This is a genomic window from Verrucomicrobiota bacterium (genome assembly GCA_039027815.1).
Taxonomy (GTDB): domain Bacteria; phylum Verrucomicrobiota; class Verrucomicrobiia; order Verrucomicrobiales; family JBCCJK01; genus JBCCJK01.
Genome location: JBCCJK010000014.1, coordinates 1 through 17,519, shown reverse-complemented (window position 1 = coordinate 17,519; position 17,519 = coordinate 1). Strand labels below are relative to the sequence as shown.

14 protein-coding genes and 1 tRNA gene are annotated in these 17,519 nt (G+C 61.3%); 3 read left to right on the top strand and 12 right to left on the bottom strand.

Annotated elements, in window-relative coordinates; all coding sequences use genetic code 11:
- On the top strand, nucleotides 1-4,605 hold the full coding sequence (locus tag AAF555_05625) for a hypothetical protein (GenBank protein MEM6911045.1): 4,605 nt from the start codon (nucleotides 1-3) through the stop codon (nucleotides 4,603-4,605).
- Nucleotides 4,606-4,656: 51 nt separating this feature from the next.
- On the opposite strand, the gene AAF555_05620 is transcribed toward AAF555_05625, so the two are convergent.
- The 8 genes from AAF555_05620 to AAF555_05585 form a co-directional block, all read right to left on the bottom strand.
- The gene (locus AAF555_05620) at nucleotides 4,657-4,935 is read right to left on the bottom strand and encodes a hypothetical protein (GenBank protein ID MEM6911044.1); all 279 of its coding nucleotides are present in this window, start codon (nucleotides 4,933-4,935) and stop codon (nucleotides 4,657-4,659) included.
- On the bottom strand, nucleotides 4,932-5,192 hold the full coding sequence (locus tag AAF555_05615) for a hypothetical protein (protein ID MEM6911043.1): 261 nt from the start codon (nucleotides 5,190-5,192) through the stop codon (nucleotides 4,932-4,934). Before AAF555_05615 ends, AAF555_05620 begins: the two co-directional genes overlap by 4 nt.
- On the bottom strand, nucleotides 5,189-5,491 hold the full coding sequence (locus tag AAF555_05610; protein ID MEM6911042.1) for a hypothetical protein: 303 nt from the start codon (nucleotides 5,489-5,491) through the stop codon (nucleotides 5,189-5,191). The genes AAF555_05615 and AAF555_05610 overlap by 4 nt, the downstream gene beginning before the upstream one ends.
- A 512-nt stretch (nucleotides 5,492-6,003) precedes the next feature.
- Nucleotides 6,004-6,252: a hypothetical protein gene (locus AAF555_05605; protein MEM6911041.1), complete on the bottom strand. Its 249-nt coding sequence runs from the start codon at nucleotides 6,250-6,252 to the stop codon at nucleotides 6,004-6,006.
- A 146-nt stretch (nucleotides 6,253-6,398) separates the two neighbouring features.
- Nucleotides 6,399-7,565 carry a hypothetical protein gene (locus AAF555_05600; protein ID MEM6911040.1) on the bottom strand — a complete coding sequence of 389 codons (1,167 nt, stop codon included), beginning with the start codon at nucleotides 7,563-7,565 and terminating at the stop codon, nucleotides 6,399-6,401.
- A 171-nt stretch (nucleotides 7,566-7,736) separates the two neighbouring features.
- A tRNA-Arg gene (locus AAF555_05595) sits at nucleotides 7,737-7,808 on the bottom strand.
- A 101-nt stretch (nucleotides 7,809-7,909) separates the two neighbouring features.
- On the bottom strand, nucleotides 7,910-8,638 hold the full coding sequence (locus tag AAF555_05590; protein ID MEM6911039.1) for a hypothetical protein: 729 nt from the start codon (nucleotides 8,636-8,638) through the stop codon (nucleotides 7,910-7,912).
- A 42-nt stretch (nucleotides 8,639-8,680) separates the two neighbouring features.
- Complete coding sequence (locus AAF555_05585) at nucleotides 8,681-10,198, bottom strand: tetratricopeptide repeat protein (GenBank protein MEM6911038.1); 1,518 nt, start codon at nucleotides 10,196-10,198, stop codon at nucleotides 8,681-8,683.
- A gap of 125 nt (nucleotides 10,199-10,323) precedes the next feature.
- Here AAF555_05585 and fbaA point away from each other — a divergent pair, with 125 nt between their 5' ends.
- Together fbaA and AAF555_05575 are read left to right on the top strand one after the other, a co-directional pair.
- Nucleotides 10,324-11,355: a class II fructose-bisphosphate aldolase gene (gene fbaA, locus AAF555_05580; GenBank protein MEM6911037.1), complete on the top strand. Its 1,032-nt coding sequence runs from the start codon at nucleotides 10,324-10,326 to the stop codon at nucleotides 11,353-11,355.
- A 98-nt stretch (nucleotides 11,356-11,453) separates the two neighbouring features.
- Entirely contained in the window at nucleotides 11,454-12,212 is a 759-nt protein-coding gene (locus tag AAF555_05575; protein ID MEM6911036.1) for a VC0807 family protein, read from the top strand.
- A gap of 25 nt (nucleotides 12,213-12,237) precedes the next feature.
- Here AAF555_05575 and lysS read toward each other — a convergent pair whose 3' ends face one another.
- The 4 genes from lysS to AAF555_05555 all read right to left on the bottom strand — a co-directional run bounded on the left by lysS (nucleotide 12,238) and on the right by AAF555_05555 (nucleotide 17,217).
- A complete protein-coding gene (gene lysS, locus AAF555_05570) occupies nucleotides 12,238-13,707 on the bottom strand; it encodes a lysine--tRNA ligase (GenBank protein MEM6911035.1) in 1,470 nt (489 codons plus the stop codon).
- A gap of 5 nt (nucleotides 13,708-13,712) precedes the next feature.
- Nucleotides 13,713-15,101 (bottom strand): twin-arginine translocase subunit TatC, encoded by a 1,389-nt coding sequence (gene tatC, locus AAF555_05565; protein MEM6911034.1) that lies wholly within the window; start codon nucleotides 15,099-15,101, stop codon nucleotides 13,713-13,715.
- Nucleotides 15,102-15,174: 73 nt separating this feature from the next.
- Nucleotides 15,175-15,648, bottom strand: coding sequence for a TspO/MBR family protein (locus AAF555_05560; protein ID MEM6911033.1), 474 nt, complete (start codon nucleotides 15,646-15,648; stop codon nucleotides 15,175-15,177).
- 27 nt (nucleotides 15,649-15,675) lie between these two features.
- A complete protein-coding gene (locus AAF555_05555; protein ID MEM6911032.1) occupies nucleotides 15,676-17,217 on the bottom strand; it encodes a pyridoxal-phosphate dependent enzyme in 1,542 nt (513 codons plus the stop codon).
- Between the last annotated feature and the right edge of the window lie 302 nt (nucleotides 17,218-17,519).

Below are 17,519 nucleotides of genomic sequence, written 5' to 3'. Positions count from 1 at the left end.
ATGAAGTTGGCAGAGTTCAGGGAGAGGTATCCGCAATATAAGGCTCTTACGGATGAGGATCTGGCGGGTCGCCTGCATGCGAAGTTTTACTCGGATATGGAGTTTGGCGAGTTTGCCAGACGGATTGATTTTACCCTACCCAACCCACAAAATGCGTCCATCGAGGAGGCGGGCAATACCGGTAATGCGGTGCCGCTCCTCGATGAGGCGCAACTGGCGGCGGGTGGTTTTGTAGAGGCGCTGGCGGGGGTGGTGCCTGCGAGCCACGAATTTGCGGGGCTGGTATCAGAGGTGGCTCGGCGCGAGCAGATGCGGGCGACGCCAGAGGAGCAGGTGCGCAGAACGGGGGCGCGAGATGCGCTCCGGAGTACGGAACAGGCGCGGGAAAAAAGATTTCGGGAGGCGGCGGGGCTGTCTTCTACAAAGCCTGTGACGGTGGATGTGCGCACGGGTGAAGTGTCGGGCGGGGCGGCTGCGGCCGATGATTATACGGGTTTTGCGGAGGCTTTTGTTTCTGGGGAGGATTATAGCTTCACGGAGGAAGAGAAAGCGCGGCGGGCGGAGGCAAGTGCGGTTTTGGAAGAGATTAAGGATGCGCAGACGGTGCGCGGGGATATGGGTTTGGCAGGGATTCTGGCAGACAATTTACGCGAATCGGCGCAGGGTTCTCGAAAAGCCATTCGCGAGGGCATTGAGGCAAGTGTGGAACGCGGGGTGACGGACTACGAGCGGCAGCATTGGAGTGGCCAGGTGGCGGCCGGGCTGGGGCAGATCGGGGCGATGGCAGTGGCGCGTAAGGTGCCAAAGGGCTTGCCTGTGGTGTTGGGGGGGGTGGCGATGAATGAGGCGGCGACGACGGTGGATGGGGAGTCCGAACGGCTGGGGGTGGAGCTGAGCGAGGGAGAACGTGCAATGGCGGTGACGTTGGGCGCGGCGGGATCAATTGTGTTGGAGCGCTTGCCTTTGGGGGCGATTTTTGGGAAGAGTAAAAAGTTGGCCGGGCGGACGCTCAAGGAGCGGCTGGCGGCGGTGCCTTTGGCGGGCTTGGCGGAGGGTTCGACGGAGGCCACGCAGGGGCAATACCTGGATTCGCTGACGCGGTGGTTTGCGGATGAGGAGTTGTTTGAGCTGGAGGATGTGAAGCGGCGACTGCGGGAGCTGCTGGTGGGTGGCTTGGTCGGCAGCTTTGCTCGCGGGTCGGGCGAGGGCTTGGATGCATGGAAAAATAAATCAAGTCGGCGCGAATCGGATGATGGTGCCCGCGGCGCGGCGGATCTTGAGGCAGCGATTCGGGGCAATTCAGAGCAGGCGTTGACGGGAGGACTGGCGGCGAGTGAGCGGTCGGGCGTGGCTGTGGGGGAGATTTTTAAGGCGGTAAGGGAGCGGGCGTTCGGGGCTTCTCTGCGGGCGTCCGATGTGGAGCGACTGCGAGAGGCGGTGCGGGGTTCTACGAAGGAGGAGCTGCTGGCTTGGGGTGCGGATTCGCAGTTGGGCCTGCATTGGAAGTCCTATTCCAAGAAGCGTATTGAAGAGGAGCTGGCCGGTGTGGTGGAGGAGTCGCAGCGGCGGATGACGCGGGATAGTTCTCCGGAGGAGATTGCGGCGATGCAGGCGGAGTTTCGGCTGCGGGAGCAGGAGCAGGCGGTGGAGCCGGAGGCAACCCAAGGGAATTTGGAAACTGAGTTGACGGAGGAGTTGCCGGGAAGTGAGCAGGCGGTGAGTTCTGCGGGGGAGATTTTCAAGGAGGTAAGGGAGCGGGCGTTCGGGGCTTCTCTGCGGGCGTCCGATGTGGAGCTGCTGCGGGACGCGGTGCGGGGTTCTACGAAGGAGGAGTTGCTGGCGTGGGGCGAGGAGTCACAGTTGGGGCTGCATTGGAAGTCGTATTCCAAGAAGCGTATTGAGGAGGAGCTGGCCGGTGTGGTGGAGGAGTCGCAGCGGCGGATGACGCGGGATAGTTCTCCGGAGGAGATTGCCGCGATGCGGGAGGAGTTTCGGCTGCGGGAGCAGGAGGGTCGCCCGAAGCAGCGTTCTCCACAAAATCTTGGGCCGGGTGCGGCCAATGCCAATGAGTTCAAGGACCGAGGCTTTGGGGCTCGGCTGGCTGCCGATGAGCGACTGCACCCTGACGTGCGGCGGGGCTTTGTGAATGACAAGTATGTGCCGGTGTCCAACGAGGACACGCAGGCGGAGGTGAATGCGAAGTTGGAGGAGGTGGGTGTGGTGCAGGCGGTGGAGCAGGCGCTGGACCCGGAGAGCGATTTATCGCCCCGAATGCGGATCGCGGTGGGCCAGCAGGCGATGCTGAAGCTGGATGCGGAGATCCGCACGCTGGAGAAGGCGGGCGATGCGAAGAGCTTGCAAAAGGCGGAAAGTCTCAAGATTCTAGAAGAGGATTTGGGAACAGAGTTGAGTGCTTATGGCACGGAGCTGGGGCAGGGAATCCAAGCGTTTGCGATGTGGCGGCGGATGACGCCGGAAGGGATGCTGCGGCAGTTTCGTCGGCTGATGAAGCGGGCTGAACCGAAGGAGGGCGATCCGCTGACGCCGGAGCAGGAGAAGCGGGTGCGCGAGCTGCAAGCGGAAGTGCAAGACGCTCCCGAGGGTGTGCTGAAAATGCGGGCTACGCAGCGGATGCTGGCGGAGCTGGCGCGCGTCGATGGGGTTCCGACTTCGGAGCTGCTGACGGCCTATTGGTATGCGAATATCCTGTCCGGCATGAGCACGCAGGCGGTGAATATCGGTGGTTCGGGCTTCAATTTGTTTTCCCGGACGCTGGGTTCGGCGTTGACGACTGCGCCTGCCGAGTCCTGGCAGATGCTGCGGGGGATGCTGAAGGGGGCGAGCAATCCGGCGCTACGCGATGCGGCGGCGGCTTTGCGGGGGGATCAGATTGTGAAGCAGGAGGGGAAGGTGCCGAAGCAGGGGGTGCTGGAGCTAGTTTACAATCCGGATGACAAGAGCTTAAAGGGGCGGGTCAAGAATTTCGTGGCGCTGGGGCGCTGGGTTTTCCGGGCGATGCAGGCGGCGGATGGATTCTTCTGGCGCTCAGCGATGGAAGGGCAATCGGCCCTGGCGCTGACGCGAGCAGCGCGGAAGCGGGGGATGCGTGGGGGTGCTCTCGCTGCGGAGGTGGCGGACCAGATGTATGGGACGCGGACCAAGCAGGATGCGGCATTGGCGCAGGCAAAGGCGGACGTGCGGGCAATTGAATCAAAGGATCTGAGCCGTTCAGAACGGCGGAATTTGGAACGCAGACGAGCGTATGAGATTCTGGAGGCACAGCGCCCGGAAGAGGTGCGGGCGGAGGGGCGCAGGTTTGGTGACATTGTGACGTACACGCAGCGACCGGATGGGTTGATGGGGGTGATTGCCGATGCCGCCAACAAGGCGGTAACTTCAGCGGTGCTGCCGATTAAGGGCCAGAAGGTGGAGATTCTGCGCCCGGTGGTGCCGTTTGTGAATGTGGTGGCGAATGTGACTAGCTCGATGATGGATTTCACACCGGTCGGATTGGTCCGGGGGGCGATGGGCAGGCATGTGGTGGGGCGCGATACAGAGAAGTTCACAGACCTAGAGCGCAGGCAGCGGGCGGGCGCTGCGGTGTTGGGCTCGGCGTTGACGGGGATTCTCTACGGGCTAGCGAGTCGCTTCGTGGATGAGGACGATCCGGAGTTTATGGTAAGCGCGATGGGGCCGAATAGCTCGGACAAGCGGCGGCAACTGATGGCGAGCGGCTGGAAGCCTTTTTCGATAAAGATCGGCGGCAAGTATTTTGTCTATAAGGAGACGCCTTTGGCGATTCCGATGACGGTGATCGGTGGGTTCATGGATCGCAAGCGGTATAGCGATTCATTTGATGAGAAGGAGGCGACAGAGCAGTTAATGTATGTGGTGGGGCTGGCTCCGAAGGCGTGGATGGAGAGCGGATTTCTCTCCAGTCTGGCACAGACGTTTGATATGATCGAGGGCAAGCGTTCGGTGGGCGATTTCGGATTTCGCACGGCGGGCGGGTTGATTCCTGCACAGGGGCTACTGCGAGATATTGGTCGTCTGACGAATCCGGAGGTGGTGGATCGCAACAGCTTGGAAATGCAGGAGCTGCTGTGGAAAGATTTGCCTTTTGTCCAGCGCTTCGGCACGCGGCCCGCGCTGAATGTCTTCGGCGAGCCGGTGCGGCTAAACACGCTGGAGCGCGTGCCGGGGCTGAGTCGATTCACGAGCAGCCGGACGACCGATCCAGAGCTGCGGTGGATGGCGGAGAATAATCTATTTTTTCCTGGCATAGAGGAGAACCAGCGGGTGGTGCCGAGCTATGTGACCAAACGCGAGCGGATGATGCTGGAACATCTAGGTCGGATTTCGGAAGGGGCGATGACGCCAGAAGAGTTCTATGAATTCAGCAAGCAGGTGGGCGAGAAACGCAAAGAGAACGTGCAAACGCTCATGCGGCTGCAGAAGCTACGCGGCTACGATGCTGCGCTGCTGCAAGGAGCGCTGGAGCGGCTCGATCGCTACGCGCGAGATGATGCCAAGCGAGAGCTTTTGGGGCTGCCCAAAAAGCGGCGGGATTCAATAGCGGAGTTGCTGCGGGGGTTGGGTGAGTAGCGATAATCCCTCCGTCGCGCGAGGCGAGAGAGGGCTTGGCGGGTGCCGAATTTACCGGACGAGCCGGAGGCGGCGGCTGCGGCCTTTGGTAAGGTCAAGGCCGCGTCCGAGGCCGCTGCGGCGGGGTGCCTTGGGCTCATCAGGCGCTTTCCAGCCGGTCATGTCGGGCGCAGTTTGCGCAGGCGGGATGACAGGTAGGTGCCGAGTGTCGAGGCGGGCGAGGAGGTTCCCTAGCGCTGCCCATGGGGTGAGCGCACGGGAGGCGATGAGTTCCAAGGTGGGACGCCAACCGGAGGTTTCCCGGTATTGCGTGAAGTCAAGGGACTTCACGCCTCCTCCTTTCGTTCGGGGTAGAACAGATTGCTGAGCAGGAGGCATATCCCTGCTTCCGCGAGCATGTTCCAGTTAGGAGCTTCCTCCAGTATCCACGAGCCTGCGAAGGCAATGACGCCGAGCACTCCGATGATTGCCCACGCCGCTAGGATAAGCTGGCGAAGCCAATACTTTACTGTTCTCATTTTAGTCTCTTTCTCTTTGAGTTCCCGGAACCGCCGGGTCGGTCTGGACGTGGTGTCCGATTCTATCATATGCTCATGGCGCGAACAGTGCCGGGGTTGGTTCCAGCAACGAGCGAGTCGTATTCGGTTATGGTGTCGAAGTGGCCGTAACAGTCGACGAGCACTGCCCAGGCTAATTTTTCTACGTAGTCGCCTTCCTCGTTGAGTTCCGTGTTCATGACCCCTTCAGCGAGTTTGGCGTCTTCGGTGGAAATGAAAAAAGAAATTGAGTGAGTTCCACAGTCACGTTCCAGGTGTAAGTGCAGCTCACGGTTGGGGTCGTCGTTAAGAATCGCAATTAATTCAAAATGGGTAGTTATGCTGTTCATTTTCTTTAGGACCGGGCAAGCCCCCGGCGGCGGTTTGTTTTCTGTTTGGGCGGGGCTGAATTGCCCTCACATGGAAACATAGTAACACACTTGTTTATTTTTGTATAGACAAAAATTAAACTTTCTTTTGCGCACTTCGTTTCGCTGCCCGATTGAGCACCCCGCGCAGCCACGCGGAGCGATTCGTCTGACGGCTCTCCGCAGCCACCTCCCACGCCTCCCACTCCGCATGTGTCGCGCGAATCACGCGCTTGTGCCCTTTCTCGGATTCGTCTTTTTTCGGTCTCGCCATGCTGGAAAATAACTGTCTTTACGTTCGCAGATTTATTTAAGGTTCTCCGCCTCCGCGTGCGAAAGTTTTTCGGCGATCCTTAAGGCTTGGGAGCAAGGCAGATTCGCCGCGCCTGAGCGCCACGCCTCAACCGTGCGGCGCGCCCGATGCCCAAGAGCGCGGCCAGCTCCTCGGGGGAGTTGGCCGCTTTTGTCGCAGAGTGCGCGGTATTCGTGGGGAGTCATTCCACCAATTTTTTCACGGTTCCCAGCTCTTCCAGCGACGTTTCGCCAATGTCCGCCGGGGCCATGTCTTCCTCCGATTCGCCAGGAAACAGAGAATAGGCGGCGCCCTCGCGGTGGAGGACCCAGATATGCACCCCAGCGACGCCTTTATTTCTGACATGCGCCTCCAATTCCTCCGCGTGCATCCTCGGCAGGTCGCTCAAGGCGTCGTCCAGGCTCATGGTTTCGGTGGAGCGAGCAATCATTTCTGTTATTGTCATTGTTTTGGTTAGTTACTCGGGGCCTCATTGCCTCCGACGCATGAAATTATAATAACACACCCGCTGGTTTCTGTCTAGACAAAAATTAAAGTTTTTTTCGGTCTGGCCACCCCGGTGTAAAATTGCCTATTTTAAGCGCTATAATGGTCTCTGGTGGTGCGGCTGGTGGTGTGGCCGAGAGCGTGCTGGGCGGCTTTGTCGGCGCTTTCGTTGGCGAGTATCCACTGCCGTTCTTGCTCGCGAACGTCTTCGGCGTGCAGGAAGCGGCAGTAGTGCAGCGGCATTTTGGTGAGGCTGGGCGGGAAGTATTGACGCAGCCAGCGCTGTGGCTCGCGCTCGGTCCATGTTTTCCGGGCATACGGTGTGTCGGGGGTGACGAGGTGTTGTCCGGGCTGGGTGGGGAGGCGAGCAACTAGCGCGTCGCTGAGAATGCGCGGGCCGTAACGGTGGCCGGTTTTGTGGTAGTAATTTTCCGCCGGCCGATCGCTGATGGCGATGATGGTGTGTCCGGTAGAGGTGCGTTGAAGCCAGTCGGTGCGGGCGGCGTCGATCTCGCTCCGGCGCAGTCCGGCGTAGCGGGCGAGGGCAATAGTTTTGTAGAGTTCGGGGCGCTCGGTGGCGAGGGTTTCGAGGTCCGCGTGGAATCGGGCGAGGGTGTGTTCGTCCGCCATTTGTTTCCCGCGCTGCTCGGGGAGGTAGAATGGCGGGTGCATGTGTTCCACGTGGAGCACAATCCCGGCCTCTGCGTATTCGGTGAGCACTGCCCTAGCAAATAGCTGTGCATGTTTTCGGAGGCGAGTGTTTATGCCACCATGGGCTGGGTGGCGGGTGGCGAGGTCAATGGCTCCGGTCGGGCTGTAGTGGCGGACGAGGCGTTTGTAGTACTCGGCTCCTATGGCGGTGGCGGCGGTGCGCTGGGGGTCCATGCCGAGGGCCTGCAGGCTGGCGCGGACGGTGCGCACCACGTCCTCTGCAGTGCTCTGTTTAGAGCGGCGGAGGTCCGAGTTGAGGTAGATGCGGTAGAGATCGGCCATGGTGGCGTCCTGGCGGCATTTGGTGGCGTCGAGGGCTGCCCATTTGCCCTCTATCGCGGCGCGGAGGGCGGCTTTGGCTCGCTCCAGCGCGAGGCGTCGGTCGGTGGCGTCTGTTTTGCGGACGACCCGCTTCCGCGTCGCTGGGTCGCGGAAGTCCAGGTAGTAAGGGCTGATTTTTCCGGTGGGGAGCTGGTAACGGCAGGTGACGATTTTAGTGCCTCCCACGTCATGAGATTGGGTGTCGATGCGGGTTCCAGTGGGCATGGTGGTGGTGGGTTTTGAGGTGTGTGGTAACTCATTTACGTCGAGTTACCACGAGTGTCAAATAGGTAACCATAATTCACGTCCGCTCTAGTCCGCTCTAGTCAGGTCTCGGAGCACGGTTGAGGCCCCCAAAACCCTGATTGTCAGCGGATTTTCCCTGATAAATGGCAATACGCCCGAGAGGAATCGAACCTCTATCTACGGCTCCGGAAACCGTCGTTCTATCCATTGAACTACGGGCGCTTCGATGAGGGGCCACTGGGGTGACCCGGGCGAGCAAGATGCCCGGTTTGGGGAGGGCGGCAAGGTTTTTCGCTTCTTCACGAGAGGCTGCTCGTGGCTCCCTAGGGTCGGTCCTCTGGGCCTCGGAGGCGAGGGCGTTCTGAAGGAGGGTCCCGGCGTTCTCGTTTTCGTTGGCTGCGGACGCTTTCCCGCACGCTCGCCATGATTTCAGCTGCTTCCGGGTTTTGCGCTTGGACGGTTTCCTTGAGCGTTTCTTGGTATCGCTCAAAACTGGATTTCATGGCGGCCTGCGCTTCGACCGTCCGCTCGTCGGCCCGGACTTGCTTCATCAGCTGGCGGATTTTCCACAGTCCGGGGGAACCCGGGGGGAGGGGCCGCTCGGAGTTGGCCTCTTCCGGAAGAGGAGGGCGACCGCTGGGCGGGGAGGGTGGGCCGGATCGCTCGCTTCGCTTGCGTTTTTCGTGAAGGGGGCCGAAGCCGAGCGGGCGGTGGAGGCGATCCATTTGCTGGGCCACGTCGGGATCGATTTCTTGGGCCACGGCCAGGAGTGTTTGCCGAAACGTCTCTCCGGCTTGCCGGGCATTTTGGACCGCGGCTTGGACGGCGGGGTTTTCGTGAGCCTGGCGGAGGGCACTCCGGATGAGGTCAGCTTGCTCTTCGGTCAGGAGGCCTTGCGGGATGCGCTCCCGCTCTGCCAGGAGGCCCAAGGGTCCGCGGGGTCCGGGCGGCGGGCCTTTCGGGCGGTCGCGCCGCTGCGATTCCTCTGTTTCCGCCCAGGCGAGCGGGGCGAAGGGGAGCAGGAGGCCGAGTGCCAGGAAGATGCGGTGCATGACAGCGGGTGAAACCCGGCCGGGCAGGATTGGTTGCGGCCTTTACGGCCCTTGGCTTGGGCGATTTTTGCGAAGTTCTTCTAGTCGCTCACGATCTTTCGCTGTCAGGCGCGGTTCGATCGCTTCCATGAGTTGCTTGCTCTCCGGCGAGATTTCGGCTCCGCGAGAGGCCAGTTCGTAAGCCAGGGCCAGGTCCGGCTCGACGCCCAGGCCTTCGGAGAGAAAGTAAGCCAAGCGGGCTTGGGCGCGAACTTGCCCGCCCTCGGCGGCCGAACGGTAGAGGGCGATGGCCTGTTCGAGGTCGGTTTGCATCCCCTGTCCGGTTTCGAGGGCGACTGCAAGGTTGTACATGGAGTTGGCATCGCCCGATTGGGCGCCGCGGTCGAACCAAGCCGCCGCTGCCAAGGGGTCCCGTAAGACTCCGTCGCCATCGCGATAGCGACGTCCCATTTCGGTCTGCGCGGGGACGTAGCCTGCCAAGCCGGCCGCCTGAATCCATTCGCTGGCTTGGGAGGCATTCCGCTCGGTCCCCAGGCCATTGTCGAGGAAGACCCCCACATTGAACATGGCCACCGGCAGTCCGATCTCGGCTGCCTCTCGGAAGTGAGCCAGCGCTTGCTCCTCGTCCTTGCTTACGTGGAGTCCGTTTTGGTAGTAGTAGCCGAGCTTGTTGAGGGCGGTGGCGCTGCCGAGGCGGGCGGCTCGTTCGAGGTGGGCGACGGCACTTTCATAGTCGGCTGGTTCCTGACGTTCTTCCAAGAGGGCCAGGGCGATGAGTGATTGCGCGGAATCCAGCTCACTGCCTTTTTCGAGCCACTTGCGGGCTTCGGCTTCATCGGCTTCCACGCCCGTGCCGTTGAGGTAGATGTTGGCGAGGTGTTGCACTGCCAAGACCGAGCCCTTCTCCGCGGCTTGGGTGATCTCTTGAAGGGACTTTTCGGCGTCTTTTTCCATTCCCACCCCTTCCGCCCGCATCAGGCCAAGGTAGAGCACGGCGTCCGGGTCTCCCAGTTCGCGTCCTTGCTCGAACCATTTCTTGGCGAGGGCGGTGTCACGGTCGCGCCCCACCCCATTGAGGTAAATTTGCCCGAGGCGGACCATGGCGGCGGTGTCCCCCAGGTCGGCCCCTTTTTCGAGAAAGCCGATGCCTTCGTCAAAGCGGCTGGTTTCCTGGGAGGTGGCCATGAGGAATTGGGCCAAATCTCGCAAGGCAGGTAGATGATTCTGCTCTGCGGCTGAGCGATACCAACGCTCTGCTTGGGTCAGGGAGACGGGTGCGAGCGCGCCTTCTTGATACATCTGCGCCAGCCGCCATTGGGCCTCGGCTTCGCCCGCTTCGGCGGCTTCCAGGGTGTCGCTGAAACTGAGGCGAACGGGCTCGCTCGAATCGGTCAATTCGTCGGTCAATTCCGAGGCCGATTCTTCTTCGACCGGGAGGTCTTCTGCGGAAGCCTCCTGCGTTGTAGTTGGCTCTTCGGTTTGCGCTTGGGAGCGAGTGGCGGGGAGGGTGGCAGCCCCGATGAGTGCCAGCAAGGGAAGGAATAGGAGGCGGGAGGACATAGGCGGGGAGTGCGTATCACGAGCGAGAGCGGCAGCCAACGGGAAATCCGTCCCCGGGGGCTGGTTTTTCCGGTCTTGGCTCGAGGGAGCTCTTGCCTTGCGAGGAGCTTCTGCTACTAGCCCCTATGCCAGTCGCCACGCCCGCCCAATACCGCGCCATGCTCTCTGCCGCTCAAGAGGGCGGCTACGCCTACCCGGCGATCAATGTGACCTCGCTCCCGACCATCAATGGTTCGCTCAAAGCGTTCGCGGATGCCAGGTCGGATGGCATCATTCAAGTTTCCACCGGCGGGGGCCAGTTCGCTTCTGGAAGCGAGGTGAAGGAGGCCGCCTTTGGGGCCATCGTCTTGGCGGAAGCCGTTCACAAGCTGGCTGAGAAATATGATGTTTTGGTGGCGCTGCATACCGACCACTGTCATCCCGCCAAAGTCGATTCCTTCCTCAAGCCCCTTTTGCAGGCTTCGCGGGAGCGGCTCGCGGCCGGTTCCGGACCGCTTTTCCAAAGCCATATGTTTGACGGGTCGGTCGTGCCGCTCGAGGAGAATCTTGAGAAGTCCAAGGAGCTGCTCAAGGAATGCAATGAACTCGATATCATCCTGGAGGTGGAAGCGGGTTGCGTGGGGGGAGAGGAAGATGGGCATGACACCTCCGGGTTGCCCGCCGAAAAGCTCTACACCACGCCGGAGGACATGGTGCAGGTGTATGAGGCTCTCCATCCGCTGGGGCGCTTTCTTTTTGCGGCCACCTTTGGCAATGTGCACGGGGCCTACAAGCCGGGGGCCGTCCAGCTCAAGCCGACCATTCTCAAGGACGGCCAGCGAGCCGTGACCGACAAGTATGGTGCGGAGGCGGAGATGGATCTCGTGTTTCACGGAGGCTCCGGCTCCAGCTTAGAGGAGATTCGGGAAACGCTCGGCTATGGGGTCGTGAAAATGAACATCGATACCGATACGCAATATGCCTTTACTCGCCCCATCGTGCAGCACATGTGTGAGAACATTGAAGGGGTTTTGAAAATTGACGGTGAGGTGGGCGACAAAAAGACCTACGATCCCCGCAGCTACCTCAAAAAAGCGGAAATCTCCCTGGCAGCTCGTCTGCAAAAGGCCTGCGACGATCTTCTTTCCACGGGGCAGACGATTTTCGGGAAGGTTTGAGAGAGAGGTTTCAGGGTTCGGGTGTCAGGTTTGAGCACAGATCTGCGGCCCCCTCCCTCCCCGAAACCTGAACACAGAAACCCGAAACCTCTCCCACGATGTCCACCCCGCCCCCTCGCAGCACCCAGCAGGAAAACCCGCTCGCGAACATTCTCATCAACGTCCTGATCCCGGTCGTGGCCTTGAGTTTCCTCAGCAAGGAGGAGGGCAAGGTTTGGCAGATTGGGCCCGTTTGGGGGATGGCGGTGGCCATTGCCATGCCGCTCGGCTACGGCCTCTGGGATTTCATCAAACAGAGGAAGCTCAATCCGTTTTCCATCCTGGGTTTCGTGAGCGTGCTTTTGAGCGGAGGCATCACGCTTTATGTTTGGAAGGACGATGGCACCATCGATGGGAATGCGGCCCTTCTCTTTGCCATTAAGGAAGCCCTCATCCCGCTCGTCCTGGGGGCGGCCATTTTCTTTTCCCACCGGACGGCCACCCCGCTGGTGCGGGTCTTTCTCTACAATCCCGACCTCTTCGACGTGAAGAAGATTGAGCAAAAGGTGAAAGAGGCCGGGCGCGATGCCGACTACCGCAAGCTCCTTTTCACGGGAACGCTCCTCATGACGGGGTCCTTCGTCTTGAGTGCGGCCATGAATTTCTTTTTGGCGCTCTGGTTTCTGGGTGAGGTCGACACGACGTCCGAGACCGCGCGGGTCGATTACAATGAGGCGGTCGGTCGCTTGACTGGGTGGGGCTTTCTCGTTATCGGCGTGCCCATTTTGGCGATCCTGATGTTTGGTATGTGGAAGCTCCTCAGTGGATTGAAAAAGCTGACCGGCTTGGAAACCGAAGAAGTGCTGCTGCCTCGGTAGGGAGTTTCAAGTTTGGTGGTGCGGATCAATCTTCCTTTCGCTTCAGTTGCGGGAAGAGCACGACGTCGCGGATGGTGGGGGCGCCGGTCAGCAACATGATGAGGCGGTCGATGCCGATGCCAATCCCTCCGGCGGGGGGCATGCCTTGCTCGAGGGTTTCGATGAAGTCGTAGTCGACCTTCTGCTCTTCTTCGCCCCCGGCTTGGTGTTCCAAGCGCTCGCGTTGCACGTCGGGATCATTCAGCTCGGAGTAGCCGGGGCTGATTTCCTGGCCGTTGATGAGGAGTTCGTAGACTTCGACCGTCGGCTGGCCTGGGCTGAGCTTGGCCAGGGGGATGAGTTCCTGGTTCACGCGGGTCACGAAGCAGGGGTCGAAGGTTTTTTCTTCGACCAGTTTTTCAAAGACTTGCTGGGTCACTTCATAGTCTTGGAGGGCCTGGCTGATTTCCAGGCCGAGTTCTTTCTGGGCCTTGGTCCGGCGCTCTTCGGGAGAGAGGGCGAACCAGTCTTTTCCGGCCACGCCTTCCACCAGCTCGCGGTAAGGGGCGCGTTTCCAAGGACGGGTGAGATCGATGGTGCGGAGCACTTCTCCTTCCTCGTTTTGGTGTTCGATTTGGAGGGTGCCGAAGAAGGTTTCGGCCAAGTGGCAAACGAGTTCTTCCACCAGTTCGGCCATGATCTCGAAGTCAGCGTAGGCCCAGTAGGCCTCCAGCATGGTGAACTCGGGATTGTGACGACGGGAGATGCCTTCGTTGCGGAAGTTTCGGTTCAGTTCGAAGACCCTGGGGAAGCCACCCACGAGCAAGCGCTTGAGGTGAAGCTCCGGGGCGATCCGCAGGGTGAGCGGCATGTTGAGGGCGTTGTGGTGGGTCTCGAAGGGGCGGGCGGCGGCTCCTCCGGCCACGTCATGCAGCATGGGCGTTTCCACTTCAAAGAAGTCTCGCTCGTGAAAGAAGGCCCGGATTTCGGCCAGCATGCGGGAGCGCAGGACGAAGAGTTGGGCGCTGGCTTCATTGCCGAGGAGGTCGAGGTGACGCTTGCGATATTTTAGCTCGCGATCGGCCACGCCATGCCATTTGTCGGGGAGAGGGCGCAGGGATTTGGTGAGGGGGGTGAAGTGGCGGACGTGGACGGTGGGCTCTCCTTTGCGCGTGAGGAAGGTTTTGCCGGTCAGGCCGACGAAGTCGCCCCGCTCCAGGCACTTCCAGATGGCCCACTCTTCCTCGCTGCATTCTTTCTTGCTGAGGTAGCATTGGATGCCGCCTTGGATGTCGCCGATGACGAAAAATTGACTTTTGCCCATGTCCCGGAGGGCGGTCATGCGCCCGGCCAGGGTCACTTCCAGTTCTTCAGCAAAGTTTGCTTTGAGGGCGGCGGGCTGGTGCGTGGTGGCGAAGGCTTGGCCGTAGGGGTCCACGCCGAGTTCGCGGAGCTTGGCCAGTTTCTGGCGGCGGACTTGGATGAGGGAGGCTTCGTCAGAGCTGGGCGCAGTCATGGGTCTTAGGACTTGGGAGGGGCTGGGTCGGGTGGGGTGGGGTCGTCCGCCGGGGGTTCCTTTTTGGGGTCTGGTTCGAGCTCAGGGGGGCTGAGGTCGACTTGGCCGTCGTCTTCTTCCTCGTCGTCGACGTCGTAGCCATACCCATACCCTTCCTCCTCCGCTTGGTCCTCTTCCTTGGATTCGTGGGAGGCCTTTGGCTGGCCCAAGTGGGAGGCGGCGGCGATCTGGGGGGTTCGGATTTCGCGCTCGGCCCAAGCTTGTTTTTGCTCAGCCGCCCGGGCGAGGTCCTTGCGCTGGAGGTTCCAAGTCAGCCAGATGCAGAGTTCGTAGAGGAAATACATCGGGCCCGCCAAGAGGAGGAGGGTGAGGGCGTCGGGAGTGGGGGTGATGATGGCGGCGACCACGAAGATGATGAGCACCGCGTAGGAGCGGGTGTTCTTCATGGTCTCATAGCCAAGCAGCCCTAGTTTCACGAAGGTCATGACGACCACGGGCAGCTCGAAGGCGAGCCCGAAGATGAGGGTGAACTGGGTGGCGAAGGTGATGTAGTAGCCAATCCGCCATTCATTGGCGATGCCCATGTCTTCTCCCCAGCCGTGGAAGAACTCGAGGACCCGCGGGAGGACGATGAAGTAGGCGAAGAGGGCCCCGGTCAGAAAGAGTCCCAAGCCAATGGCGAGGGCGGGCCAGAGTGCCTTGCGCTCATGCAGATGGAGCCCGGGCAAGATGAACTCCATGATGAAGTAGAGCACGAGGGGGAAGGCCAGCACGATGGCGGCGAAGAAGGCCAGCTTGAGCGAGAGCATGAAGGCCTCGGTGGGGTTGAAGGCGCCCATCATGCGGAGGTCTTCCCGGCCGCCGGTTTCGACCGGGAGGGTGGTGCGAACGATGGCTTCGACTTGTTGGCGGGTCTGCGAGTCGAGCTCGGGAATGCCATCGAGGAAGGCCTGGCGCTTTTCGGGCGGGAGGGATTCGACGGCGCGAGCCAGGACGACGGTGGCGACCAAGAAGCGGCCGGTCTCGTCCAGCTGGGCGAGGTAGGCCGCGCGGGCCTCGTCACTGAGAGCCTCGAGGGCGCGGGCGCTTTCGCGGGCGGCCGTCCACTGGGCGGCATCGAACTCGCGCGCGAGTTCCTTTTGGATCTCGGCGATTTTTTTGTTCTGCGTCAGCTCCCACACTTGATTGATGGGAGCGCGCATCACGGCCATGAGCTGATTCTTGAAAGCGAAGCAGAGCAGGGTGGTCACCAGCAGGGTGATGACGATCCGGAGGATCATCTTCCGAAAGTCCTCCAGGTGATCGAGGAAGGGCATTTCTGCTGCGTTCCGACCGCCTCGCTGCTCGCCAACCGATTCGCGGAAGCGGAAGAGTTTTTGGAAGAGCCACTGCATGGATCGAGAGGGCGAGCACCCTACGCGGAAAGGTTCCAGGGTCAATCGCCCGGAGTGAAAGGCCGACGAAGCTTCAGCGGTTGAGCCAAACGAAGCCCACATTGAGGTAGAGGGCGTAGGCCAACCAGAGGAAGTAGGGCCAAAGAAGGGCGGCTGCCAGGGGCCGGACGGCCTGAAAGCGCTGGAGCGTGAGGCCGACCGCCCCAAAGAGCAAGATGAAGACGATCAAGGCCAGGGTCATTTGGCGGAGGCCGAAGAAGATGGGTGTCCACGCCAGGTTGAGGCCGAACTGGATGCCGAACCAGGAGAGCGCGCTTTTGCGCTCGGGAGAGGTGTTGCGCCCGTCCAAGACGAGCGAGAGGGCCACGCCCATAAGGGCGTAGAGCACCAGCCAGACCGGTCCGAAGACGCCGTTGGGCGGCGTGCCCGGGGGGCGCTCCAGGCTGTCATACCAGCCTTCGAGCGAGAAAAAAGTCAGGAGGCCGCTGGCATTGCCGAGGACTTCGAGTGCCAGAATGCAGAGGGCGGTGCGCTTCCAAAACTTCACTCTTTTGGGTGGGGCCAAATGGGCCAACTAGCAAACATTTGCCGTGGAGAGAATGCGCTGGGCGGTGGCGGGATCGAGCGGGCGACAGGAGCGCACGCCCGGCCCGCTTTCGGGCAGGGCCTCAAGGAATTCACGGCGATGGGCCGCGGAATCAAAGTCGAGGCCGAGAAGGGCCCGGCCGACTCGCTCGCCGGTGTAGCGGTAGTTGAAGTAGGCGATGTTGGCCTTTCCTCGCACGGTGGCGGAGAGGAAGTCATGGAGCGCGCCCGGACGCTCGTAGAAGTCGAGCCGCAGGAGGGTGGGGTAAGAGAGCTGGTCCGGCTGAAGTGAGATGGCTCGGAAAGCGATGTCTTCTGCCCCGGTGATGTCTTCCCAGCAATAGTTGGCGGCATCCAGCTGCCTAGTCATTTCGGTCATGGCGGCCGTTTGCGCCACCAGGCCGAAGATGGGCCAGGCCTTTTGCGAGTCGTCTTTGGCGTAGAGGAATTGTCGGATGCTGACTCCCGCGAAGCATTCGTCCAGCAGGGCCAGCATGCTGCCGGCTCGCTCGGGGATCTGGATGCGGAGATGGCGAAGAGGGCGCCCTTTTTCGCTGGTGCGGTAGGAGAGATCGCCCAGTTGCTGGAAGTCCAAGTTGGCTCCGCATAGAATGACCAAGACCCGTTTTCCTTTGTGAGCGCTGCGGTCTCGGAGCGCGGCCGCCAGGCCCATGGCTCCAGCCGGCTCGGGGATGGCCCGCAAGCCATCCCACATGGAGCGAATGGCCCCGGCCACCTCCTCATTGCTGACGGTCACGATTTCGTCGAGGGTTTCGCGGAGGATTGGGAAGGTGTGGGTCCCCACTTGGCGCACGGCAGTGCCATCGCAGAAGAGGTCGACTTCCTCCAGGGGGACGGGTTGGCCCGCCGCGAAGGCTTCCTTGGTGCAGGCTTGGCCTTCGCCTTCCACCCCGATGAGCCGGATGGCGGGCCAATAGCTCCGCAGCCAGGTGGAGACGCCGGCCGCCATGCCGCCACCGCCGATCTGGAGGTAAGCGATGTCGAAGGGCCCCCGGCCCGAGAGGACAATCTCGTCAGCCAAGGTTCCCTGCCCTGCCATCACGAGGGGGTCGTCGTAGGCGTGGATGTAAGGGGTGTGTTCTTGGCGACTTTCGGCGAGCGCCGCTTGCAAGGCGTCGTCGTAGGAATCGCCCCCGATCACGGTTTCCACCCGGCCGGCACCATGCCGGAGGACGGCCTCTTGCTTGACCGCGGGCGTGGTCCGGGGCATGAAGATGCGCGCCCGGATCCCGAGGGCGGCCGCGGCCAAGGCTACGCCTTGGGCATGATTGCCCGCGGAAGCCGCTACCACGCCTCTCTGGGCCTCTTCGGGCGAGAGGAGAGCCATGCGATTGCAGGCCCCTCGCCATTTGTAGGATTTCACGGGGCAGAGGTCTTCCCGTTTCACCCAGATTTCGCTCCCGCCGTTGGGGAAGGCTTCCAGAGGGGAGCTTTTGCCGAAGCGGTAGACTCGCTCACGAGCGCGAAGGATTTCTTGGCGAAGACTGCGGACTTCCGGGTGATCCGTCATGTTGGCTTGTCGATGGCTGGGGGCCGATTTCTGAATGAGAGCGGCGGGGGACTACAGCATTCAAATCCGGATTGGGGAAGGAGGGATTTAGGATTTATACCAACCTCCAGAATTCACTGGTAGAATGGAGGGAGGGTGTTGTGGGGAAGAGGCGCTGAAGCGCGGGGAAGGAAGAGCCGGTGTCTTTCGAGCCAGCCCAGCGTTGCTCCTCGGTTACGGTGCCTGCACCGCGCCCTCGTCGCGCCTTGGTCTGGCCCGAAATTCACTCGGCCATTCTACCAGCCAATTCTGCAGCTTGGTAT